At 47.6% G+C, this 20,765-nt stretch carries 18 protein-coding genes; 5 read left to right on the forward strand and 13 right to left on the reverse strand.

All coding sequences use genetic code 11. The features are described from left to right. Nucleotides 1-36 precede the first annotated feature (36 nt). Together aroB and alaS are read right to left on the reverse strand one after the other, a co-directional pair. Nucleotides 37-1,098, reverse strand: a complete 1,062-nt coding sequence (gene aroB / locus DW205_RS12240) for a 3-dehydroquinate synthase (protein ID WP_005866899.1) — start codon at nucleotides 1,096-1,098, stop codon at nucleotides 37-39. 154 nt (nucleotides 1,099-1,252) lie between these two features. Next, the gene (alaS, locus tag DW205_RS12245) at nucleotides 1,253-3,874 is read right to left on the reverse strand and encodes an alanine--tRNA ligase (protein ID WP_005866897.1); all 2,622 of its coding nucleotides are present in this window, start codon (nucleotides 3,872-3,874) and stop codon (nucleotides 1,253-1,255) included. A 98-nt stretch (nucleotides 3,875-3,972) separates the two neighbouring features. Between alaS and DW205_RS12250 the strand changes: the two genes are divergently transcribed. From DW205_RS12250 to DW205_RS12265, 4 genes are all read left to right on the forward strand, one after another. Further along, on the forward strand, nucleotides 3,973-4,956 hold the full coding sequence (locus tag DW205_RS12250) for a M23 family metallopeptidase (RefSeq protein ID WP_005866895.1): 984 nt from the start codon (nucleotides 3,973-3,975) through the stop codon (nucleotides 4,954-4,956). Nucleotides 4,957-4,970: 14 nt separating this feature from the next. Further along, nucleotides 4,971-5,327: a MerR family transcriptional regulator gene (locus DW205_RS12255; RefSeq protein ID WP_005861277.1), complete on the forward strand. Its 357-nt coding sequence runs from the start codon at nucleotides 4,971-4,973 to the stop codon at nucleotides 5,325-5,327. 79 nt (nucleotides 5,328-5,406) lie between these two features. Further along, on the forward strand, nucleotides 5,407-5,808 hold the full coding sequence (locus DW205_RS12260; protein WP_005866893.1) for a DUF3127 domain-containing protein: 402 nt from the start codon (nucleotides 5,407-5,409) through the stop codon (nucleotides 5,806-5,808). A gap of 6 nt (nucleotides 5,809-5,814) precedes the next feature. Beyond that, the gene (locus DW205_RS12265) at nucleotides 5,815-6,765 is read left to right on the forward strand and encodes a calcium/sodium antiporter (protein ID WP_005866891.1); all 951 of its coding nucleotides are present in this window, start codon (nucleotides 5,815-5,817) and stop codon (nucleotides 6,763-6,765) included. A 45-nt stretch (nucleotides 6,766-6,810) separates the two neighbouring features. Here DW205_RS12265 and DW205_RS12270 read toward each other — a convergent pair whose 3' ends face one another. The 8 genes from DW205_RS12270 to DW205_RS12305 form a co-directional block, all read right to left on the reverse strand. Then, nucleotides 6,811-9,096: a bifunctional (p)ppGpp synthetase/guanosine-3',5'-bis(diphosphate) 3'-pyrophosphohydrolase gene (locus DW205_RS12270; RefSeq protein ID WP_005861271.1), complete on the reverse strand. Its 2,286-nt coding sequence runs from the start codon at nucleotides 9,094-9,096 to the stop codon at nucleotides 6,811-6,813. A 118-nt stretch (nucleotides 9,097-9,214) separates the two neighbouring features. Continuing rightward, the gene (locus DW205_RS12275) at nucleotides 9,215-10,180 is read right to left on the reverse strand and encodes a radical SAM protein (RefSeq protein WP_121963096.1); all 966 of its coding nucleotides are present in this window, start codon (nucleotides 10,178-10,180) and stop codon (nucleotides 9,215-9,217) included. Between the two features lie 76 nt (nucleotides 10,181-10,256). Beyond that, nucleotides 10,257-10,781, reverse strand: coding sequence for an arsenate reductase ArsC (locus tag DW205_RS12280; RefSeq protein WP_005866884.1), 525 nt, complete (start codon nucleotides 10,779-10,781; stop codon nucleotides 10,257-10,259). Between the two features lie 33 nt (nucleotides 10,782-10,814). Further along, a complete protein-coding gene (locus tag DW205_RS12285; protein WP_005866882.1) occupies nucleotides 10,815-12,077 on the reverse strand; it encodes a porin in 1,263 nt (420 codons plus the stop codon). Between the two features lie 11 nt (nucleotides 12,078-12,088). Beyond that, the gene (locus tag DW205_RS12290; RefSeq protein WP_005866880.1) at nucleotides 12,089-13,186 is read right to left on the reverse strand and encodes a GTP-binding protein; all 1,098 of its coding nucleotides are present in this window, start codon (nucleotides 13,184-13,186) and stop codon (nucleotides 12,089-12,091) included. Between the two features lie 26 nt (nucleotides 13,187-13,212). Continuing rightward, nucleotides 13,213-14,025, reverse strand: a complete 813-nt coding sequence (locus DW205_RS12295; protein ID WP_005866878.1) for an MIP/aquaporin family protein — start codon at nucleotides 14,023-14,025, stop codon at nucleotides 13,213-13,215. Between the two features lie 295 nt (nucleotides 14,026-14,320). Next, nucleotides 14,321-14,656: a helix-turn-helix transcriptional regulator gene (locus tag DW205_RS12300; RefSeq protein ID WP_005866876.1), complete on the reverse strand. Its 336-nt coding sequence runs from the start codon at nucleotides 14,654-14,656 to the stop codon at nucleotides 14,321-14,323. A gap of 110 nt (nucleotides 14,657-14,766) precedes the next feature. Beyond that, nucleotides 14,767-15,228, reverse strand: coding sequence for an Lrp/AsnC family transcriptional regulator (locus tag DW205_RS12305; protein WP_005866874.1), 462 nt, complete (start codon nucleotides 15,226-15,228; stop codon nucleotides 14,767-14,769). A 181-nt stretch (nucleotides 15,229-15,409) separates the two neighbouring features. Between DW205_RS12305 and DW205_RS12310 the strand changes: the two genes are divergently transcribed. Further along, the gene (locus DW205_RS12310) at nucleotides 15,410-16,696 is read left to right on the forward strand and encodes an O-acetylhomoserine aminocarboxypropyltransferase/cysteine synthase family protein (RefSeq protein ID WP_005866872.1); all 1,287 of its coding nucleotides are present in this window, start codon (nucleotides 15,410-15,412) and stop codon (nucleotides 16,694-16,696) included. A gap of 178 nt (nucleotides 16,697-16,874) precedes the next feature. On the opposite strand, the gene DW205_RS12315 is transcribed toward DW205_RS12310, so the two are convergent. Genes DW205_RS12315 through DW205_RS12325 form a run of 3 tightly spaced genes read right to left on the reverse strand, consistent with a single transcriptional unit; the run spans nucleotide 16,875 to nucleotide 20,723 of the window. After that, nucleotides 16,875-18,146, reverse strand: coding sequence for a PQQ-binding-like beta-propeller repeat protein (locus tag DW205_RS12315; RefSeq protein WP_005866869.1), 1,272 nt, complete (start codon nucleotides 18,144-18,146; stop codon nucleotides 16,875-16,877). A gap of 28 nt (nucleotides 18,147-18,174) precedes the next feature. Further along, complete coding sequence (locus DW205_RS12320; protein ID WP_227793684.1) at nucleotides 18,175-19,464, reverse strand: PQQ-binding-like beta-propeller repeat protein; 1,290 nt, start codon at nucleotides 19,462-19,464, stop codon at nucleotides 18,175-18,177. Nucleotides 19,465-19,496: 32 nt separating this feature from the next. Then, entirely contained in the window at nucleotides 19,497-20,723 is a 1,227-nt protein-coding gene (locus DW205_RS12325) for a PQQ-binding-like beta-propeller repeat protein (protein ID WP_233523151.1), read from the reverse strand. Between the last annotated feature and the right edge of the window lie 42 nt (nucleotides 20,724-20,765).

Raw genomic sequence — 20,765 nt, forward strand, 5'->3', positions numbered from 1 at the left:
CTTTTATTTTACGGGTGCAAAGGTAGTTTTTTTCCGTTAAATGCCAAAACTTTCACGATAAAAATCAAGAGACTCCAAGATTTTTTCCTTGGTGACCGATTGGTTGATACGGACATCTCCTACATTTTTCAGTAAAGTGAAGTTGATGATACCGCCCTCATTCTTTTTATCATGTGTCATTAACTCATATAAGGTATCGTAGTCCGTGCAGTCAAAGAAGAGCGCCGGATAATACTCTTTTATATAATAAACGACTTGACTCAATTTCTCCATCGGGAAGCCACACTGCTTATGCGAGAGGTAAAGCTCGCTCACGATACCCGCCGCTACCGCATGACCATGCAAGATCGGACGCATTTTCAGGAAAGACAAGCTCTCGAAAGCGTGGCCGATCGTATGACCGAAATTCAATGCCTTACGAATACCTTGTTCCTTGGGATCTTCCTCTACGATCCGCTCTTTCACGGCGACCGACTGGCCTACCAAACTATTCAAATACGAATAATTCATGGTGTCGATATCAAAAAGCATGACAGACGCATAATTCTCCATCGAACTAATCAACCCGTGCTTGATCATCTCCGCATAACCGGAAAGGATATTATCGCGATCCAACGTGCGCAAGAAATCGCAATCGATGAATACACACAAGGGGGGATAAAAAGAACCGACCTCGTTCTTCAACCCATTGAAGTTGATACCCGTCTTACCGCCAACCGCAGCATCGACGGACGCCATCAAGGTCGTAGGGATATTGATCGTACGGATGCCCCGCTTGAAAGTAGCGCCGGCAAAACCACCCATATCCGTAATCATACCGCCGCCCAAATTCACCAGCAAGGAGTTACGGGAAGCCCCCTCATTCGACAAAGCTGTCCATATCTGGGCTAAAGAGACAAAACCCTTATTCATATCACCCGCTTCCATCACGAGAATCGGCGCCTTTTGAAAGGCCGGTATATCCTCTACCAAGGGAAAACATTTCTCTTTGGTATTCGTATCCATAAGGATGAACAACTTATCGTATTTTAGAGAGAAGAGAAAATCTTGCAGTTCCGATTTCAGGTCCTTGCAAATAACCACTTTTTGCTCTGACATATCTTTTTTATTTAAAACCTTAGACCACAAAGGTAAAACATGTATTCCGATTATCAAAACGACATAAAAAAATTCCTTCGGATGGAATTCTTATTCGATCCGAAGGAATCTATCATTGCGTCCGAAAGAAAAGTCAATTTCTTCCGAACCGATTTTATTGTACTCCAACAGCCTCTTTCACAGCGCCAACCGCAATAGAAAGGCCCTCCATGTTCTTACCGCCGGCCGTAGCGAAATGGGGTTGTCCACCACCACCGCCTTGGATATGCTTAGCGGCCTCTTTTACGATCTTACCGGCATGCAAGCCCTCTTTCACCAAATCATCGCTTAACATAAGCATGAGCGTGCATTTGTTATCGTCAATGATACCGGCAACAAAGACAAAGCTATCGGTTGTCTCCGCCTTGATCTGAAAAGCCACGTTCTTCATAGCGTCCGCATTTGCCTTACCAACGAACTGCATAACCTTGATACCATTGCTCTCCGAAGCTTTCGCCACGATCTCCTCTTTCAAACGCATAGACTTCTCACGGATATAATCCTCGATCTGTTTCTTCATCTCGGCGTTCTCCTCGATAGACTTTTTCATCGCTTGCGCCAAATTCGGCATATGGTTCATCAACGCACGCAACTCACGGATCAGATCTTGCTGGGCATATACGAATTGCTCGGCGCCCTCGGCCGTAACCGCCTCTATACGACGGACTCCTGCGGCGATAGAGCTCTCTCCTATCACGCGCAAAGAACCGATCATACCGGTTGCCGGGATATGCGTACCACCACATAGCTCCACGGAGCTTCCGTATTTCACGACACGTACCTCATCGCCATATTTCTCACCGAACAAAGCCATAGCCCCTAGCGCCTTTGCTTCGGCGATCGGCATATTGCGATGCTCTTCCAACGGGAAGTTCGCACGGATCTTCTCTCCAACCAATATTTCCACCTTACGGATTTCCTCGTCCGTCACTTTTTGGAAATGAGAGAAGTCGAAACGTAAAGAATCAGGCGAAACATACGAACCTTTCTGCTCTACGTGCGTACCTAATACCTCACGCAACGCCTCATGCAAAAGGTGCGTGGCAGAGTGGTTACACTCACACTGGATACGCTTTTTCACGTTGATCTTTGCGGTAAATGTAGCCGTTACGTCCTTCGGTAGTTTCGCTACCAAATGAACCGGCAAATTATTCTCACGTTTCGTATCGATCACGTCGATCTTCTCGTCGTCGGCGATCAACCAACCCGTATCACCGACCTGTCCACCCATTTCCGCATAGAACGGGGTTTGATCCAGAACGATCTGATATAATACTTTATTCTTTTGTTTGATCTGGCGATAACGCAAGATCTCTGCCTCGCATTCGAACAAATCATAACCCACGAACTTACATTCACCCTCTTTCAGCGTGATCCAGTCGCCTGTCTCGATAGCGGCGGCGTTACGGGCACGCTCTTTCTGCTTCTGCATAGCCTTATTGAACTCCTCGATATCGGCTTCCATGCCGTTCTCACGAAGAATCAATTCCGTCAAGTCCAACGGGAATCCGTAGGTATCATATAATGTAAAGGCATCTACGCCATTCAAGACCGTCTTCCCCGCAGCCTTCGTCTCCTCCATTTTCTTATCCAGCAAACGGATACCGGTTTCCAAGGTACGAAGGAAAGATTCTTCCTCCTCCTTGATAACCTTCTCAATCAAGGTTTTCTGAGCGATCAATTCCGGATAAGCGTCGCCCATCGTCTCGATCAATACGGGCAAAAGCTTATACATAAACGCTTCCTTGCGATCCAAGAACGTATAACCGTAACGAACGGCACGCCGCAAGATACGACGGATTACATAACCGGCCTTAGCGTTGGAAGGCAACTGTCCGTCCGTGATAGCGAAAGCGATCGTACGGATGTGATCGGCGATCACACGCATAGCGATATCTTGCTGTTTATCCGTACCGTAAGTCGTACCCGCCATTCCCGCGATTACCTTGATAATCGGTTGGAATACGTCCGTATCATAATTTGAGGTCTTACCCTGCAATGCCATGCACAGACGCTCGAATCCCATACCGGTATCGATTACCTTAGCCGGCAGCGGTTCCAAAGAGCCGTCGGCCTTGCGGTTGAATTGCATGAACACAAGGTTCCAGATCTCGATTACCTGCGGATGATCCTTATTTACCATATCGGCGCCGCTGACCGCCGCACGCTCCTCGTCCGAACGAAGGTCGATATGGATCTCGGAACAGGGACCGCAAGGACCCGTGTCCCCCATTTCCCAGAAGTTATCATGTTTGTTACCGTTCAGAATATGATCTTTCGGTAAATATTGCTCCCAATAACCAGCAGCTTCGTTATCACGATCTAAGCCTTCGGCAGGGCTTCCCTCGAATACGGTGGCATATAAACGCTCCGGATTCAGCTTCAATACCTCTACCAAGTATTCCCAAGCCCAGTTGATCGCCTCTTTCTTAAAATAATCTCCGAACGACCAGTTTCCGAGCATCTCAAACATCGTATGGTGATAGGTATCATGCCCTACCTCCTCTAAATCGTTATGCTTACCGCTAACACGAAGACATTTCTGAGAGTCCGCGACACGAGGATACTTACGGGGCACGTTGCCCAAGATAATATCTTTAAACTGATTCATTCCCGCGTTCGTAAACATCAACGTGGGGTCACCCTTTACCACCATTGGAGCGGAAGGCACGATCTGGTGTTCCTTAGAAGCGAAGAATTGCTTGAAGGATTCACGGATTTCTTTTGCTGTCAACATAATCTATTTATATAGTTCTCGTTAATATTCTGAAAAACAATTTGCAAAAGTACTGCAAATTATTATTTTTGCGTGCATTCAGATAACAAAAAATGTAGATGAAACTCTTTAAAAGTCGCAAAACATACTATTTATACAATCCGAACACACTCAATTATGAGCGTGTATACCCATCTAGCAAAGACCGGCTGTTCACCGTTCTCCGCCATTTAAGCACCGGAATAGCGTTCGGCGTAGCCACTTTTTTCGTCATGATGCATTTGGTGGACTCTCCGATGGAATCTCAGTTACGTAAGGAGAACCGCCTATTGCAAACTCAATACGAGGTACTTTCCCTTCGCTTAAATAACGCGTTGGACGTATTGGATGATATCCAACAGCGTGATGAGAATCTGTACCGGGCGATCTTCCAAGCCGAGTCCATCCCGGAGTCCGTTCGGAAAGCCGGGTTTGGAGGGACAAACCGTTACGAGCATTTGATGAGCCTGTCCAATCCGGAGCTTGTTGTCTCCACGACCCAAAAGATGGATATGCTACGTAAGCAATTATATATCCAATCCAATTCCTTGGAAGAACTGATCTCCCTAGGAAAGAACCAAGAAGAGAGAAGTAAATGTATCCCGGCTATCCAGCCGATTTCCAATAAGGATCTGCGTCGTACCGCTTCCGGCTATGGCGTGCGTATCGACCCGATTTACCGTACACCTCGTTTCCATTCTGGAATGGATTTCTCGGCTAAAGTGGGAACGGAGATCTATGCGACAGGTAATGGCGTTGTCACTTTTGCCGCTTGGAAACAGGGATACGGAAATTGTTTGATTATCGATCATGGCTACGGCTATCAGACGTTATACGGTCATATGAGTAAGTTCAAGAAACGTGTCGGACAGAAGGTTACTCGTGGAGAGGTGATTGGCGAGGTTGGAAATACCGGGAAATCTACCGGCCCTCACTTGCATTATGAGGTAATCGTACGAGGAAAGCATGATAATCCGTCCAAATACTATTACATGGATCTCTCACCTGAGGAATACGACCGTATGATCCAGATCGCCGAGAATCATGGCCAGGTTATGGATTAAACTTCATTAGCAGTATGAGTCTAAAAAAGAATAAAGATCTCAAGCTCTATTTTTCCATCAGCGAGGTGGCGCAGATGTTCGACGTGAACGAGTCCACCCTTCGCTTTTGGGAGAAAGAGTTCGATATCATCAATCCAAGGAAGACGAGCAAAGGTACCCGTTTTTACAAGCAGGAGGATATCGACGCGGTACGCCTCATCTACCATCTGGTTAAAGAGAGAGGGATGACCTTGGCCGGCGCACGGCAAAAACTGAAGGACAATAAAGAGACGACGATCCGGCAAGAAGAGATCGTAAACCGCCTGAAACAGATCAAAGAAGAGCTGTTAGCTATGAAAGACGCATTCGATGCTTTTGCCCCGAAAGTGTGATTATTCTGTTGATAAAACCAGAACAAAACCGTACCTTCGTCCCCAATTAAATAAAACATAAGCAAATAAAATACAAGACATGGAAATTACAGGAAAAATTATTCAAGTCCTACCGGAAGTAGGCGGTGTCAGCAAAGCCGGAAACGAATGGAAAAAACAAGAGTACGTATTAGAGACACACGATCAATATCCCAAGAAAGTATGCTTCCAGATATTCGGAGCGGATAAGATCGCTCAAGCGGCCATTCAGCCGGGCGAGGAATTGACAGTCTCTTTCGACATTGACAGCCGTGAGTACCAAGGCCGCTGGTTCACCAGTATCAACGCATGGAAAGTAGACCGTCCGATGGCGGCAGCTTCTCAAGCCGCTCCGATGGGAGTAACTCCGGATAATTTCGCTCCGGCTTCCGCTCCTACGGCTCCAGCCTCATCCGCTCCTGATTTCGGACCGGCCAATCCTATCGATGATTTGCCATTCTAAAGACTAATGGATATCGTATTACTAATTGGCGGTTTACTACTAATTTTAGTTGGGGCTAACGCCTTGACGGATGGTGCCGCCTCGGTAGCCAAACGCTTCAATATTTCCAGCTTAGTAATCGGGTTAACTATTGTGGCGTTTGGGACTTCCGCACCGGAATTAACGGTCAGTGTCGTATCTGCCTTGAAAGGAAGCTCAGATATCGCTATTGGTAATGTAGTAGGAAGCAATATATTTAACGCCTTGATGATTGTCGGCTGTACGGCCGCTATCGTACCGATCAGCGTCACGAAAGGTACGTTGAGCAAAGAGATCCCTCTTTGCGTGCTTGCCTCAATCGTATTATTTATTTGCGCGAATGACGTTTTGATCAACGGCGCATCGCAAAATAGTATCAGTAGTAGCGATGGAATGTTACTATTATGCTTCTTCGCCATTTTCCTTGGCTATACATTCGCGATCGCACATAATGGAGAGGAAAATGGAGAGAGCACGATTAAAATAATGCCCATTTGGAAAGCGAGTTTATTCATCATTGGTGGATTGGCTGGTTTGATTTACGGAGGACAATTTTTCGTGGATGGAGCTTCTGGTATCGCCCGTGGACTGGGTGTCAGCGAATCTATTATCGGTTTGACTTTAGTGGCCGGAGGAACCTCTCTTCCTGAGTTAGCGACTTCCGTCGTGGCCGCCTTAAAGAAGAACCCGGAGATGGCGATCGGAAATGTTATCGGTTCCAACCTCTTCAATATATTCTTCGTATTAGGTTGTAGCGCGACAATCACGCCGATGAACATACAAGGCATTACCAATCTGGATTTGGGCGTCATGATCGGTTCATGCGTATTGCTTTATATTTTTGGCCTTTTCTTCAAGAAACGGACCATCACTAGGCCGGAGGGAATCCTATTGATCGCTTGTTATATAGCTTATATAACTTATTTGATTGTCGGCTGATAAAGCTTTTATAAAACAAAAGTGTAGCGAAGCACTTCGCTACACTTAATCCGCTACACGTCCGACAGATTTAATATTCTGTATCTTCGACAAAGTCACGCACATTTTCTGGATATCTTCTACGTCATGAACTTTCATCTTTATCTTACCTTCGAACACGCCGTCTTTCGCCTCGATCAGCAAGCGCATGATGTTCACGTTGAAATCCTCGGAAATCGTTTTCGTGATCGTATTCAGTACGCCTATCGAGTCTATACCTTTCACCTCTAGCGTGGCCTCAAAAGAAGCGTTCATATGGCTGCTCCAAACCGTATTCAAGATACGTTCGCCAAAGCTACTTTTCAAGCGCATGGCGATCGGGCAGGAACGTTTATGAACCACTACGTTACCATCGTCATTGATAAAACCTAAAGAGTCATCTCCCGGAATCGGCTTACAACATTCGGCAATTACATAATTACGCTCAAAAGCCTCCTCTTTCAATAAATAAGGCTTTTTCTTATCATATTTAGGCTTCTCTTTCTTGGCTTCCTCCTCTTCGGGTTGTTTCACCTTCTTGGAAGCGACACCCAACGCCTGTTTCACATACTTAAACAAGACATTATCCGTCTTCTCCTTCAACAGCTTCTTTAAATTCTCGGGCAAAACCACATCCCCCTTCTCTACCGCATAAAAGAATTCCTCGCGTTTCGAGAATCCAAAGTACATGCCTAATTTATCCAGATTGGATGTACTCGCCTCAAGCTCCGAACGCTTGAAGGCATCAAGAACTTTTATCTCTCCATACTTAGCGACCTCTTTACGGACACGCTTTAATACGGCATCGATCTTCGCACGAGCCTTAGCGGTAGTCACGAAGTTCAACCACTCCGGTTGCGGCTCCTGAGAACGGGAAGTCAAGACCTCCACCTGATCTCCACTGGACAGCGGATGACTCAATGGCACCAAACGATGGTTTACCTTAGCACCAATACATTTATTACCGATATCGGAGTGAAGCGCATAAGCGAAATCCAAGGCGGTAGCCCCTTGGGGCAATGTCTTTATATCTCCTTTCGGAGTGAAAACAAATATCTCGGAAGTAAATAAGTTCAGTTTGATCGTATCCAAGAAATCCAGCGCATTCGGGTCCGGACTCTCCAATATCTCGGTAATGGTTTGTATCCATTTATCCAATTCCGTATCCTCCTCCACGTTGGATTCCTTGTATTTCCAATGGGCAGCGAAGCCTTTCTCTGCGATATCATCCATACGGCGGCTACGGATCTGGATCTCTACCCATTGTCCATCCGGTCCCATAACGGTCAGATGAAGCGCTTGATAACCGTTCGCTTTCGGACGGCTCACCCAATCACGGATACGGTCGGGACGAATCCGGTAAATATCCGTAATAGCCGAGTAGATATCCCAACATTGATTTTTCTCGTCCACACCGGGAAGCGGGTCAAAAATAATGCGGACCGCATAAATATCATAAATATCCTCGAAAGCGACACCCTTGCTTTCCATCTTATTCCAAATGGAATAGACCGATTTCACACGGGCACGCATCTCATACTGAAGTCCCATCGATTTCAGCTTCTCGTCCACAGGGGCGGCGAAACGTTCGAATAATTTATTACGGCTCTCTTCTGTCGCTTTCAACTTAGCGCTGATGAAATCGTATTCTTGCGGATGCTCGTATTTAAAACTCAAATCCTCCAGTTCCGTCTTGATCGAGAAGAGACCCAGACGATGCGCCAGAGGAGCATACAAATAAAGAGTCTCACCTGCGATCTTAAATTGCTTGGCGGGAAGCATGGAACCCAAAGTCCTCATATTATGAAGACGGTCTGCGATCTTGATTAGAATCACCCGTATATCGTCACTCATAGTCAGCAGCAACTTACGGAAGTTCTCGGCTTGAGCCGAGGCCTGTTCCCCAAAAATGCCACCGGATATCTTCGTCAAGCCATCCACGATCTGGGCGATCTTGTCTCCGAACATATCCCGGATATCCTCCACCGTATACTCGGTATCTTCCACGACATCATGCAATAGCGCAGAGCAAATAGAGGTAGAGCCCAAACCCATCTCCCGGCACACGATACGAGCCACGGCGATAGGATGCATTATATAAGGTTCGCCGGAACGCCGTTTCACTCCGGCGTGCGCTTGATTAGCGAAATTAAAAGCTTTCGTGATTCGTTCGACCTTACGGCGGTGGTTTGACTTCAAATAATCGTTCAACAACGCATTGAACCCATCTTGTATCATCTGTTCGTCCGCAGAGAGAACGGACGCAGCCTCGCCCGTTTCTTTTATATCTTTTGTGTCCTTTGTATCGTCCATGGTTTTACACCTCCCATTTTTATACTGTATAGCCACAAATATATACAAATATTTGGAAGGAAACCCTAACAAAAGACAAAAATAGGATGCCTGCAACTTATTTACGCTTCTCCGGGAGTCAATAAGCAGATGAGACGTATCCAAACTCCCTCAATAAACTCCATGCTCCCTCCGGATTAAATCCCCGATTTTGTTCCGTATGGCTTTCTGTGTCACGAGGATTTGCCCCGACTTCAGCATACAATTGGTTCACGCCTGCCAGCATAGCTAATTTGATGGGTTCATGTACATTCATCGATCGAGATGGGTTGACTGCCAGATTGGATACAGCGACAATTTTCGTCAGCTCCAAGTCTGAAATTTGCCCTTTCTCATAAAGAGGAGTTCCTTTCACCGGAATCCGACGCATAGCGGCCATTACATCTATTTTCAAATCCTTGGCTCTTAGGATCTCTACTGCCAGCTCCTCATAAGAATGTTCCGGGGCTATGGGTTCTATACAATAATAAAGCTCCAGGCCAGCCTCTTTAATCGCTCGCATAGTCGCCTCCCGGTCTTCCGTTTTCGCCATCGTATCCTCACCCTCTCGCAAACGGTTGATATGATAGACACCAGTGAAACCGACCTCTTTCAATTTCAAGGCAGTATCCAAACCAAAATCACCGATATTAGCCACCATTTTTTGATCCTTTCTTAATAGTCCCCTCACAGACCGCCCCACAGAGATAAATTCCTCTATCGGATAGTTGGCTGTTGTCATCATGAAAAAGTCATCAAAATAAGACTTTTGCAGAAATTGCACTTCCTGACATATATCCTCCACCGATTTCTTCCATTTATCGTTCAATGAATAATGGGTAGCGGCCATAGAGCAAAAGTTACAATTAATCGGACAAGGCTCCGCATTAATCCCTATTTGCGTAAACACATATCCCCGGTTCCCGAACTTCCGCCGAGATAAGGCGTTCGAGGCCGCTAGCAAATCATAATATTCGCTACTAAAATTATTTATACGTAACAACTCTATGATCTCATCTTCCGATAAATCAATATTTCCAGCCTTAATCTTTTCTATCGCTTTCATTTATAATATATATTAAACAGACAATTAACACTCACCCCTATTTCCAATAAACACTTGTCAGAATAAACCTTCCATTCTATTTTCGTTCCTCCATAGATGTATACAACTTGAAGAAATCATCATTGATCTGATCGCGGATACGACGGAACTCGCTCATGATAAAGTCATAAGAACCCGTGGCCTTTGATGGGTCCTCGTATCCCATATGCAATAAATGTTTCACCTTACCATTGAATACAGGGCAAGTCTCTTTCGCGTGATCGCATACCGTGATCACGTAATCCCAATCCTCATTCAGATATTCGTCTACTTGGTGCGGAGTATGATCGCTGATATCGATCCCCATTTCCCGCATCACCATGACAGCTCTCGGATTAACCCGTTTCTCAGCGCTGACTCCACCCGAATATACCGCCACGTCATCTCCATAAGAGGCCATAAACCCATGTGCCATCTGGCTACGGCAAGTGTTTCCCGTACATAATATCAATACTTTTATACCATGCTTGCCCGTAGCCCATGTCTTACGGGCTTCCAAATCCATATTAAAAACGAACAAACTCAATAACGCCATCAAAATACCAAATCCTAACTTTCTCATCTTTTTCTAACTTTTATTTCATGAATACTCTTTTTAAATCCCGACTTCCAGCACGAAGCGAAATTGCCAACGATCATACGGACCGATAGCTTCCCGCATCTGATTGTATGAGGCATCCGCCTGTACCTTGAAATTATGTCCCACTATATATTTTGTCAACCCGAATGTCGTTTGGTTGTAGTTCTTGTAACCAACCACCGGACGAATCTCCTCGTCCGCGAACAGGGTAGCGTTTCGTAAGGCTACGCTCCAATGTTTTGGAAGCATATAACTAGCTTGCACATTCAATCCCTTGCCAACAAAGACCGATAAATCCGGATCGGAGGCGAATAGAGGAGAACCACAGGCACGTCCCATAAAATCCGTAACGAAAGCGAATCCCCGGTACTTTAAGACTAGATCCGCATAGTAGGTTTTCAATGTCCGGGTCTCTCCATCCGGGATGATCGCTCCGTTCTGCCCATGAACACGAGTTGATTTATCATTATACGAATAGGCACCTCCAAGCATTAACTTAGGCGTTTCCTCATACTCATAATCGCCCTCCAGAGCCTCCCCTTTTCCCTTGAACGTCCCCAAGGGGAACAATTCCAGACGCCCTGTATAAGCGAAACCACTCTCACTACCGTTACTCCCCCAGTTCCTTCCTTCACCGGTCGTAATCGAGGCTTTCGCCGAGACATTGAAAGTACCGGCTACCCGGTGGAAGAACTCCCCGAAGAAACCAAAGTCACGATCCAAATGGAATTGTCCGTCCACGATGCTTCGGTCCACGAACTCCAATGCGCTGGAAGAATTGCTATGGGCACGGTTTGACTTGATTTTCGCCTGACCAACCCCGAAGTTCCAAGTAGAGTTCGGTTTGTAATAGAGGATAGCGTTTCGCACGAAGTTCGCGTTGCCATTAGGAACCGTCCTCGTATCATTCGGGGCGAATCCCAGTTGAATAGAATACAACAGCTTAGGAGACAACACATATCCCTCGAAATTCAAACGGATACGCTTCACCTCCGCATCCATAGACGTATGATGGAAATCCTCATCCAGATCAAATTCCAAGAGACTCTGCATGCGGGCACGCATCGTCATACCAAACGTATTGTTCTTCGATTGGAAAGATACGCCTTTCCCTACCTCTATGAACGGCATATTCTTCAGTTGCTCGATCAGCTCGTTGGATTCGTTTACACTGATTCCATTCTGCCGGATCTCTTTTTCCTCCTGCGAGAAGGCAAAAGAAGAGCAGGACAGGCACAAAACTAAAAGTGCCTGCCTCCAAATAACGATATGTTTCATCTATATATCGATTAAGATTTTATGATCTCAACGAAACGATGGGTCGGGTTGGGACGACCGGGCTGCAAGAAACGCCAAGCCACGACCTCTTCCTCATACTTACCGTCTATCATACCGATCAACACCTCCCGGACCATCTGATCCAATAACTCAGGTGTAGTCTCAACCCGGGCATTAATGATCAACTTCAGATCTTCCCCCGCTCCGGCAGAGCCTCTCAACGATAAGGTATCCTGTTTCCCGGTCAGGTTGCCCACGGCGAAACGCTTACCATTCTCCGCGATCACTTTCACATGTCCTACGGCGCAACCCGCCTCATCGAACTTAACGGCAAAACCCTTCATCAGCGTTTTCAGGAAATCATCCCAATCATCACTCACGCCATGCAACTGAAGCGTCCCGTTCAACCAGCCCAACACAGCCTCGCCGTGGGCGTAGGTATCATAATCTATCTCCAATAAGCGCTTGCCCGCATCTTGGCGGCTCATCACGGCCTCGATCCATTTGTCCATGCCCTCACCGGTCTGGGCACTCGCCGATAAAACCGTCGCACCCGGAAACGCGTCCGATAAACGTTGTCTCAAGACCGCGGTCTCTTCCCGTTTCAACACATCCGACTTACTCAGCAAGATGATATCGCTTTCCTCCAATTGTTTCTTATAAATATAAGCGGCATCCGGATGCAACCCCCCATTCCCCCCATTCAAGATAGAGACCAAGCGATTCGGGTCCGCCAAGACCGTCAGCGGGGAAATCTTCAACTCCGTATTCCAATATTGCTTCAAAGGTTGCATGATCGTAGCCGACAAATCCGTGCAACTACCCACCGGCTCAGCGATAATCACGTCGGCCGAGGCTTCGGCACGAATCTCCTTGATCGCATCCGTGAATCCGTTAAAATTACAGCAGAAACAACTGCCACTTACCTCGGCAACCCGCAGATCCGACAACTTCAGCAACTCGCTGTCCACAAGTTCCGGAGCTTGGTCGTTCGTAATCAAACCTACACGCAGCCCTTTATTCATCAATCGCACGGCAGTTTCCCATAACAGTGTTGTTTTTCCCGCTCCCAAAAAACCTCCCACTAAGATCAATCTCGTTTGTTTCATATCCGTTTCGTTTATTATAATGATTACTATTTCTCGCACTCACACGAACCGTCTCCCTGCTTGATCAGCGGCTCTATCACATAGGTTAGCGCATAAGCCGCTACCGCCCCTCCCAAGATAGGGGCCAGAATATAGACAAAGAAGAAACCTCCGCAACAAGCATCCGGGAAAGCCACCTCACCCCAGCCCGCCAGCCAAGAGACCAAACGAGGACCAAAGTCGCGGGCAGGATTCAGCCCCGCCTGTGTCAATGGAGCGATCAAGCAAATGATGGAAGAGACCGACAGCCCGATAAACACCGGAGCCATCGTATCGCTCGGCCGTCCCACGTTACAACCTTCCGTCAAGGCGAAGATAAACATCACCAGCAAGAACGTGCCGAACCCCTCGGCAACCATCGCCAAAGGCATCGAGACAACCGCCATACTATCGCCGGGATTCGGATAGAACTCACCGAACATACGAGCTGTATCGATCGAGGCCTCCGTACCGCGCACGATGCCATGCGCCAGCTCATAAGCGGAAATTGTAGGCGCTAATAATCCATACAATACGGCTCCGGCGAGAAACGCCCCCGCAAACTGGGCCAATAGGTAAGAAAGCAGTTTATCGGCTTTCATCCGTTTACTCAGCACCATGGCCACTGTAACGGCCGGATTCAAATGCGCGCATGATAAATGCCGGGTTAAGTAAATAGCGAGCGTAACGCCAATCCCCCAAACCAACGCGATCTGGAATATGCTTCCATACTCTCCGAACAATACCGCTACGGCTACAGATCCGCAGCCAAATAGCGTCAAAACAAAAGTTCCAATCAGTTCTCCTACAAATGCTTTCATCTGGTATCTTATTTTTTCGTTAGATAATCGTGGTTTAAAAAATAAGTAACGCAAATATAAAAGACCTGTAGAAGCAAGAAACCTTAATGCTCCTTAAAACGAAAATAACGGGTATAATCACGAAATACACAAGAGAGGTTTTATGATCGTAAAACAACGAACAACTAATTCATAGTCAATAGATATAGTACTTGATTTTATTATATAATTCTAGACAAATAACGGTCTTCCCAGTATTGTTAAACGGTCATTAATTCGCAATAACACGAACAATAACACATAAGACATACCTCATTCAATCATCGCAGCACGTCTCCTTCTTTTTCACGCAATCCGCAAAGAAATTCGCGAACAACTGCCGGGCGATCTCCCAGTTTACCCGGTTGATACAATACTTCACCTTGGGAGTCTCTATCTCTCCTTGTATCAAGCCGGCATCTTTCAACTCCTTCAGATGCTGGGAAACGGTAGCCTTCGCTATCGGCAATTCCTCATGTATCGCCCCAAAATAACAGGCCTCCCGCTTTGCCAGAAAATGCAGGATAGCGACCCTAGCCGGATGTCCTAACGCCTTAGCGAAACGAGCGATCTGCTCCTCTTTAAGGGTATAATCATTCTTTTTATCTTCCATTTATCTCTTAATATTCATTTGTTGTACAAAGTACGGACATATTACCGGAAAAACAATCTTCGCAAGGAATCTTTAACAACATACGAAGACTTATCTGCCGGATCATCCCATCAGATATGGATGCCATACTCGTGTTTGACCTCATCCATCACGAAAGTGCTTCTCAGCGAGCCCAAGCTATCGATCGTTCCCAGCACGTTCAAGATAAATTCTTGATAGTGCTTCATATTGGGAGCGTGTATCTTGAGCAGATAGTCATAGTCGCCGGATATGTTATAGCACTCCGTGACCTCCGGGATATCTTGGATGATCCGGGTAAATTCCGACGCGATATCCTTGTTCAGCCGGGTCAGTCTCACGCTACAAAACACGACGAAACCTTGATTCAGCTTCTCCGCATCCAGTACGGCTATGTATTTTTTTATATAACCATTGCTCTCCAATCGTTTAAGCCGCTCAAACACGGGAGTCGACGATAGGCTTACCCGGGCGGCAAGTTCTTTGGTTGTCAGCCGGGAATTATCCTGCAAGATACGGAGGATCTGTAAATCTGTCTTATCCAAAGAGTCCATAGATAAATATTCTGTTACAAGGTTCTTTTTATCTTCCTTACAATCGTTACATTCTTATCAAGATCACAAAAATAGATTTATTTTCCATATTTTCAAAAGATATTGTTCGATATATCCCCATCATATACTTTTGCTGGAAAATAATTCAAGGACAAACAAACAATTAAAGCATAAGATCACAATGGAAACAAAGAATTTGCATTTCGAGACTTTACAACTTCATGTCGGACAAGAGCAAGCCGATCCAACAACAGATGCCCGTGCGGTACCCATCTACCAAACGACCTCCTACGTATTCCATAACTCGGCCCATGCCGCCGCTCGTTTCGGCCTGCAAGATCCGGGAAATATCTACGGACGGCTGACGAATCCCACGCAAAGCGTCTTCGAGCAACGCATTGCCGCCCTCGAAGGAGGCGTAGCCGCGTTAGCGGTAGCATCCGGGGCAGCGGCCATCACATACGCTTTCGAGAACATCACACGTGCGGGTGATCATATCGTAGCCGCCAAGACGATTTACGGAGGTAGCTATAATCTGCTGGCGCATACACTGCCGGCGTATGGCGTGACGACCACGTTCGTAGACCCGCACGATCTCTCGAACTTCGAGAATGCGATCCAAGGAAATACCAAAGCGGTCTTTATAGAGACCTTAGGCAATCCGAACTCGAATATCATCGATATAGAAGCGGTTGCAGCCATAGCGCATAAGCATCACATCCCATTGATCATAGATAATACCTTCGGAACGCCTTACCTGATCCGCCCGATCGAGCATGGAGCGGATATAGTGGTCCATTCGGCCACGAAGTTTATCGGTGGGCATGGAACCTCATTAGGGGGAGTTATCGTAGATTCCGGCAAGTTCGACTGGGCAGCTTCCGGCAAGTTCCCTCAACTGACCGAGCCAGACCCTAGCTATCACGGCATACGCTTCGTAGATGCCGCCGGCCCCGCCGCTTACGCCATCCGCATCCGTGCCGTATTGTTACGCGATACAGGAGCGGCAATCAGTCCGTTCAACACGTTTATATTACTGCAAGGCCTAGAGACACTTTCCTTGCGTGTGGAACGCCACGTGGCCAATGCTCTTAAGGTTGTGGGATTCCTGAAGAACCACCCGAAAGTAAAGAAGGTAAACCATCCGGCGCTAGCCGATCATCCGAACTACGATCTTTACCAGCGATATTTCCCGAACGGAGCAGGATCGATCTTCACGTTCGAGATACGGGGCGGGCAAGAGGAAGCGCACCGCTTTATCGATAATCTGGAGATATTCTCCCTGCTGGCGAACGTAGCGGACGTGAAATCGCTGGTTATCCATCCGGCTAGCACCACCCATTCGCAACTCAACGCCGAGGAACTGACGGAACAAGAAATCTATCCGGGCACGATTCGCCTTTCCGTCGGGACAGAACATATAGACGACCTGATCGCGGATCTGGAGCAAGCGCTCGCTAAAATATAGAGAAACCTTAGTCGTTTCCTCTAGGGAGTTTAACGTTTTTGTCTTGTCTCATCGATCATCCAACGGCTGTTAGAAGATCGTCCAACAGTTGGTGCATGATCATTCAACGGCTGGTGGACGATCATGCACCAGCCGTTAGAAGATCAACACATCAAGAAGAAAGCCCTAATACATTCTTTCATTTTACCTTATACGCCATCAAGGCGAACCCATGACGGATATATAGCACGCCATTCACGATAACCGGGTGCGCCCAATGCGGCCCCACGCCCTTCGTGATACGGAACTCGCTGACAATATCGAACTTCGCGGGATCGGGATTCACCAAAGCTACAGCCCCCCTACGCTCGTCATAGCAATACAGCATGCCATCGGCGGCGATGATAGAGCCTTTACCCTTGCCGCCCGTCCATGTGGTCTCATAGCCTTTAGCACCCGTATTCCAATCGATTGCGCACCAATTCCCTTGGTTGTTATTGATCCAGTTGGAGCCATAGATCGTGCCGTTCACCTCTACATAGCCGCCATGGTGCGTATCCAGCACATCGGTGCGCCAAACAACGGAGACACTCTTCAAGTCATCGCTCAATTGAAGCATAACGCCATTGATGTTATATCCATGGCAGAAAAAGATCTTCCCATCCTTATACAACGGGGTGTTCGGGGCGATGTTGGCCCATTTGCCCTCTTTAGGCCCCCAATCAGCAAACGACCATTCCACCGTCCCGTTATCCGGGTTCACGCCAATCACATGCTTCGCCGTAGAGCCGATAATCTGGCGTTTCCCTTTATAGGATATCAATATCGGAGAGACATAAGCGCCCGTATCGCCAAACGATTCGGTCTTCCAGATCAATTCCCCCGTGTCCTTGTTAAGAGCGACCATCGTCGTCTGGTCGCCCGCAGGCGTATAAATCACCTTATCATCATATACCAAAGGACACTCAGAGGTTCCCCAGTTGCCAGTCTTCCGTCCATAGATATTGCCACCGTCCACTTTCCAGACGATCTTGCCATCCTTGATATCCAAGCAAACGATCTCACCGGAACCGCTGATCACATAAGCCTTGTCTCCATCGATAGCCGGCGTGGTGCGTGTCTCCGGATAGGTATCGCCCCAAGGCGCGCTATAGGCCACCTCATACACTTTCTTCCCGTCCAAGGTATAAGCGGAAAAGATCTCTTGGGTCTCATCCTCGTTCATTCCCGTGAGATACAGGCGATCGCCTACGATCACCGGACTGGAGTATCCCTTGCCGGCATCCATCGTTTCCCATAACAACTTAGGGCCTCCGGCGGGCCATTCTTTCAGCAAACCCGTTTCCGGATAAGTACCGCTTCGCTCCGGTCCCCTCCATCCGTACGGCGTCTGGGCGGTCGCTCCTACCCACGCGAAACATGCGAAAGCGATCCCCAGACCATACAATCTCATCTTTTGTACTGTAATCATACTCATTCTTTTTTTAGGTGATATTTTGTCATTTAATTTTGAAAGCCATCAACGCGTTCCCATGACGTATATAAAGCACTCCCTCATGGATAACAGGATGCGCCCAATGCGGGCCTACTCCCTTCGTGATCCGGAACTCACTCACTACGTCGAACTTTTCGGGGTTAGGGCGAATCAAGCCTACCGTTCCACGGCGCTCGTCATAACAATAAAGCATATCGTCCGCAGCGATGATAGAGCCTTTTCCCTTACCCCCCGGCCAAGGCGTGTCAAATTTAGTCTCGCCCGTGTTCCAATCCACGGCCACCCAGTTCCCGGAACCGTTATTGATCCAATTAGAGCCATAAATCACGCCATCCACCAACACAAAACCGCCGTGATGCGTATCGAGATCGTCGTTCCTCCATACCAGATCCGCTTTCGTAGCATCTACGTTCAAGCGGAGCATAAAAGAACCCATGTTATAACCGTTACAGACGAAAAGGCGCCCGTTATCATAAAGCGGGGTATTGGGGGCGATCGATTCAAATCCTTTCGCCATATCTTCCGGAGACCGTCCCCAGTCACGGAAAGTCCACTCGATCTTGCCTGTTTCCGGATTCACCCCAAACACGCTCTTTCCGGTCACGCCCACGATCTTTATTTTACCGTTATTCATTACCAAGAGCGGAGAAGTATACGAACTGTGCTCACCCAAAGGCTCGCTTTTCCATACGGTCTCTCCCGTCTCCGCGTCCAAGGCCACCATTGTCGTCTGATTTCCACCCGGCGTATAAATAACCTTGTTATCGAAGACCAGCGGACACTCGGACGTGCCCCATTTTCCGGTCATACGCTCGAACTTCTTGCCTCCGTCCACTTTCCAGACGATCTTGCCGTCTGCCGTATCCAAGCAGACGATCTCGCCCGATCCGCTGATGACATAAGCCTTCCCGTTCTCGATCGTAGGCGTGGTACGGGTCTCCGGGTAGGTATCCGTCCAAGGTACACCATAAGCGGTTTGGTACAATTTCTTCCCGTCCAAGGAATAGGCGAAGAAAATCTCCTGCGTCCCTTCCTCATCCATACCCGTTATGTACAAACGGCCATCCACGATCACGGGGCTGGAATATCCCTTACCCAACTCCATGGTTTCCCATAATAACTCAGGTCCTTCCGAAGGCCACTCTTTCAACAAGCCATTCTCAAAATAAACGCCATCCCGCTCCGGTCCTCTCCAACCATACGGGGATTGCGCCGTCATGCTCACAGAAGCAAGACAAGCCATGGCGACACTCAGACCTCCCAATCTCATTTTCCGCATTCTTACCAGTCTCATTTTTATTCGATTTAGGTTATAATTAAGTTTTCCTATCCTTTTATCTTATAAGCCATCAACGCATTCCCGTGACGCACATACAATATTCCCCGATGAATAACCGGATGTGCCCAGAAAGCTCCTTCGCCTCTCGTGATACGAAAAAAGCTCACCAGATCGAACTTAGCGGGATTCACACGCACCAAACCGACCATCCCCCGGCGTTCATCAGAGCAATACAACATGCCATCAGCGGCGATGACAGAACCTTCGCCCACTCCCTTGCCCCAATTCATCTCAAACCTTGTCCGTCCGGTATTCCAATCGACAGCCATCCATTTCCCCAAGCCATTCCGTCCGTGGCTGGAACCGTAAATAATCCCGTCCACCAAGACAAAGCAGCCATGATGAGGATCAAAGCCCTTATTGCGCCATAACAGCCTCACGCCAGATGCGTCCTCATTCAGTTGCAACATAAAGGCCCCCGCACCATATCCGTTCGCCGTAAAAATCCGTCCGTCCTTATAAAGCGGCGTGTTGGTAGGTACGATATACTGGCTGCCCTCCTTACCCAGATCGTCGAAAGTCCAATCGATCTGCCCATTTTCCGGATTCACCCCGACGATACGATTACCGGTCAACGCCACGATCTTACGATGTCCATTATACGTAATCAATATAGGCGAGGCATAACCGCCCTCATCCTGTAGCGAACGGCTTTTCCAGATAGTCTTACCAGTCTCGGCATCCAAGGCTACGATCGTCGTTTCGTTTCCCGAGGGCGTATAAATCACCTTCTTGCCATCAATAACCAAGGGACATTCGGAAGTTCCCCACATTCCCGGCTGATGCCGAAAACTTTTCCCGCTTACCTTCCATACAATTTTCCCGTCGGTGATGTCCAAGCATACGACCTCCCCCGAACCACTAATCATAAAAGCTTTCTTCCCTACGATCATCGGTGTTGTCCGGGTCTCCGGATACGAGCCTCCCCAAACCGGGCTATACGCCACCTCATAGACCTTTTTACCGGTCAAGGTATATGCCGAGAATATCTCCCGGGTCTCATCCTCATTCATTCCCGTTATATATAAACGATCGCTCACTATTACCGGACTGGTATGCCCTTTTCCCGCATCCAAGGCAGACCATAACAACTCGGGGCCATCGGCCGGCCATACCTTCAGCAAACCCGTCTCTTCATAAATGCCATCCCGATGCGCACCTCGCCATCCATAAGGAGATTGGGCATACAAAACCCCGGTGGCGACAAAGGCCATACGTAAGCATTCGATAAACTCCCCCTTTCATTCTAAAAATGT

This window comes from Parabacteroides sp. AM17-47, from assembly GCF_003434625.1.
GTDB lineage: Bacteria > Bacteroidota > Bacteroidia > Bacteroidales > Tannerellaceae > Parabacteroides > Parabacteroides distasonis.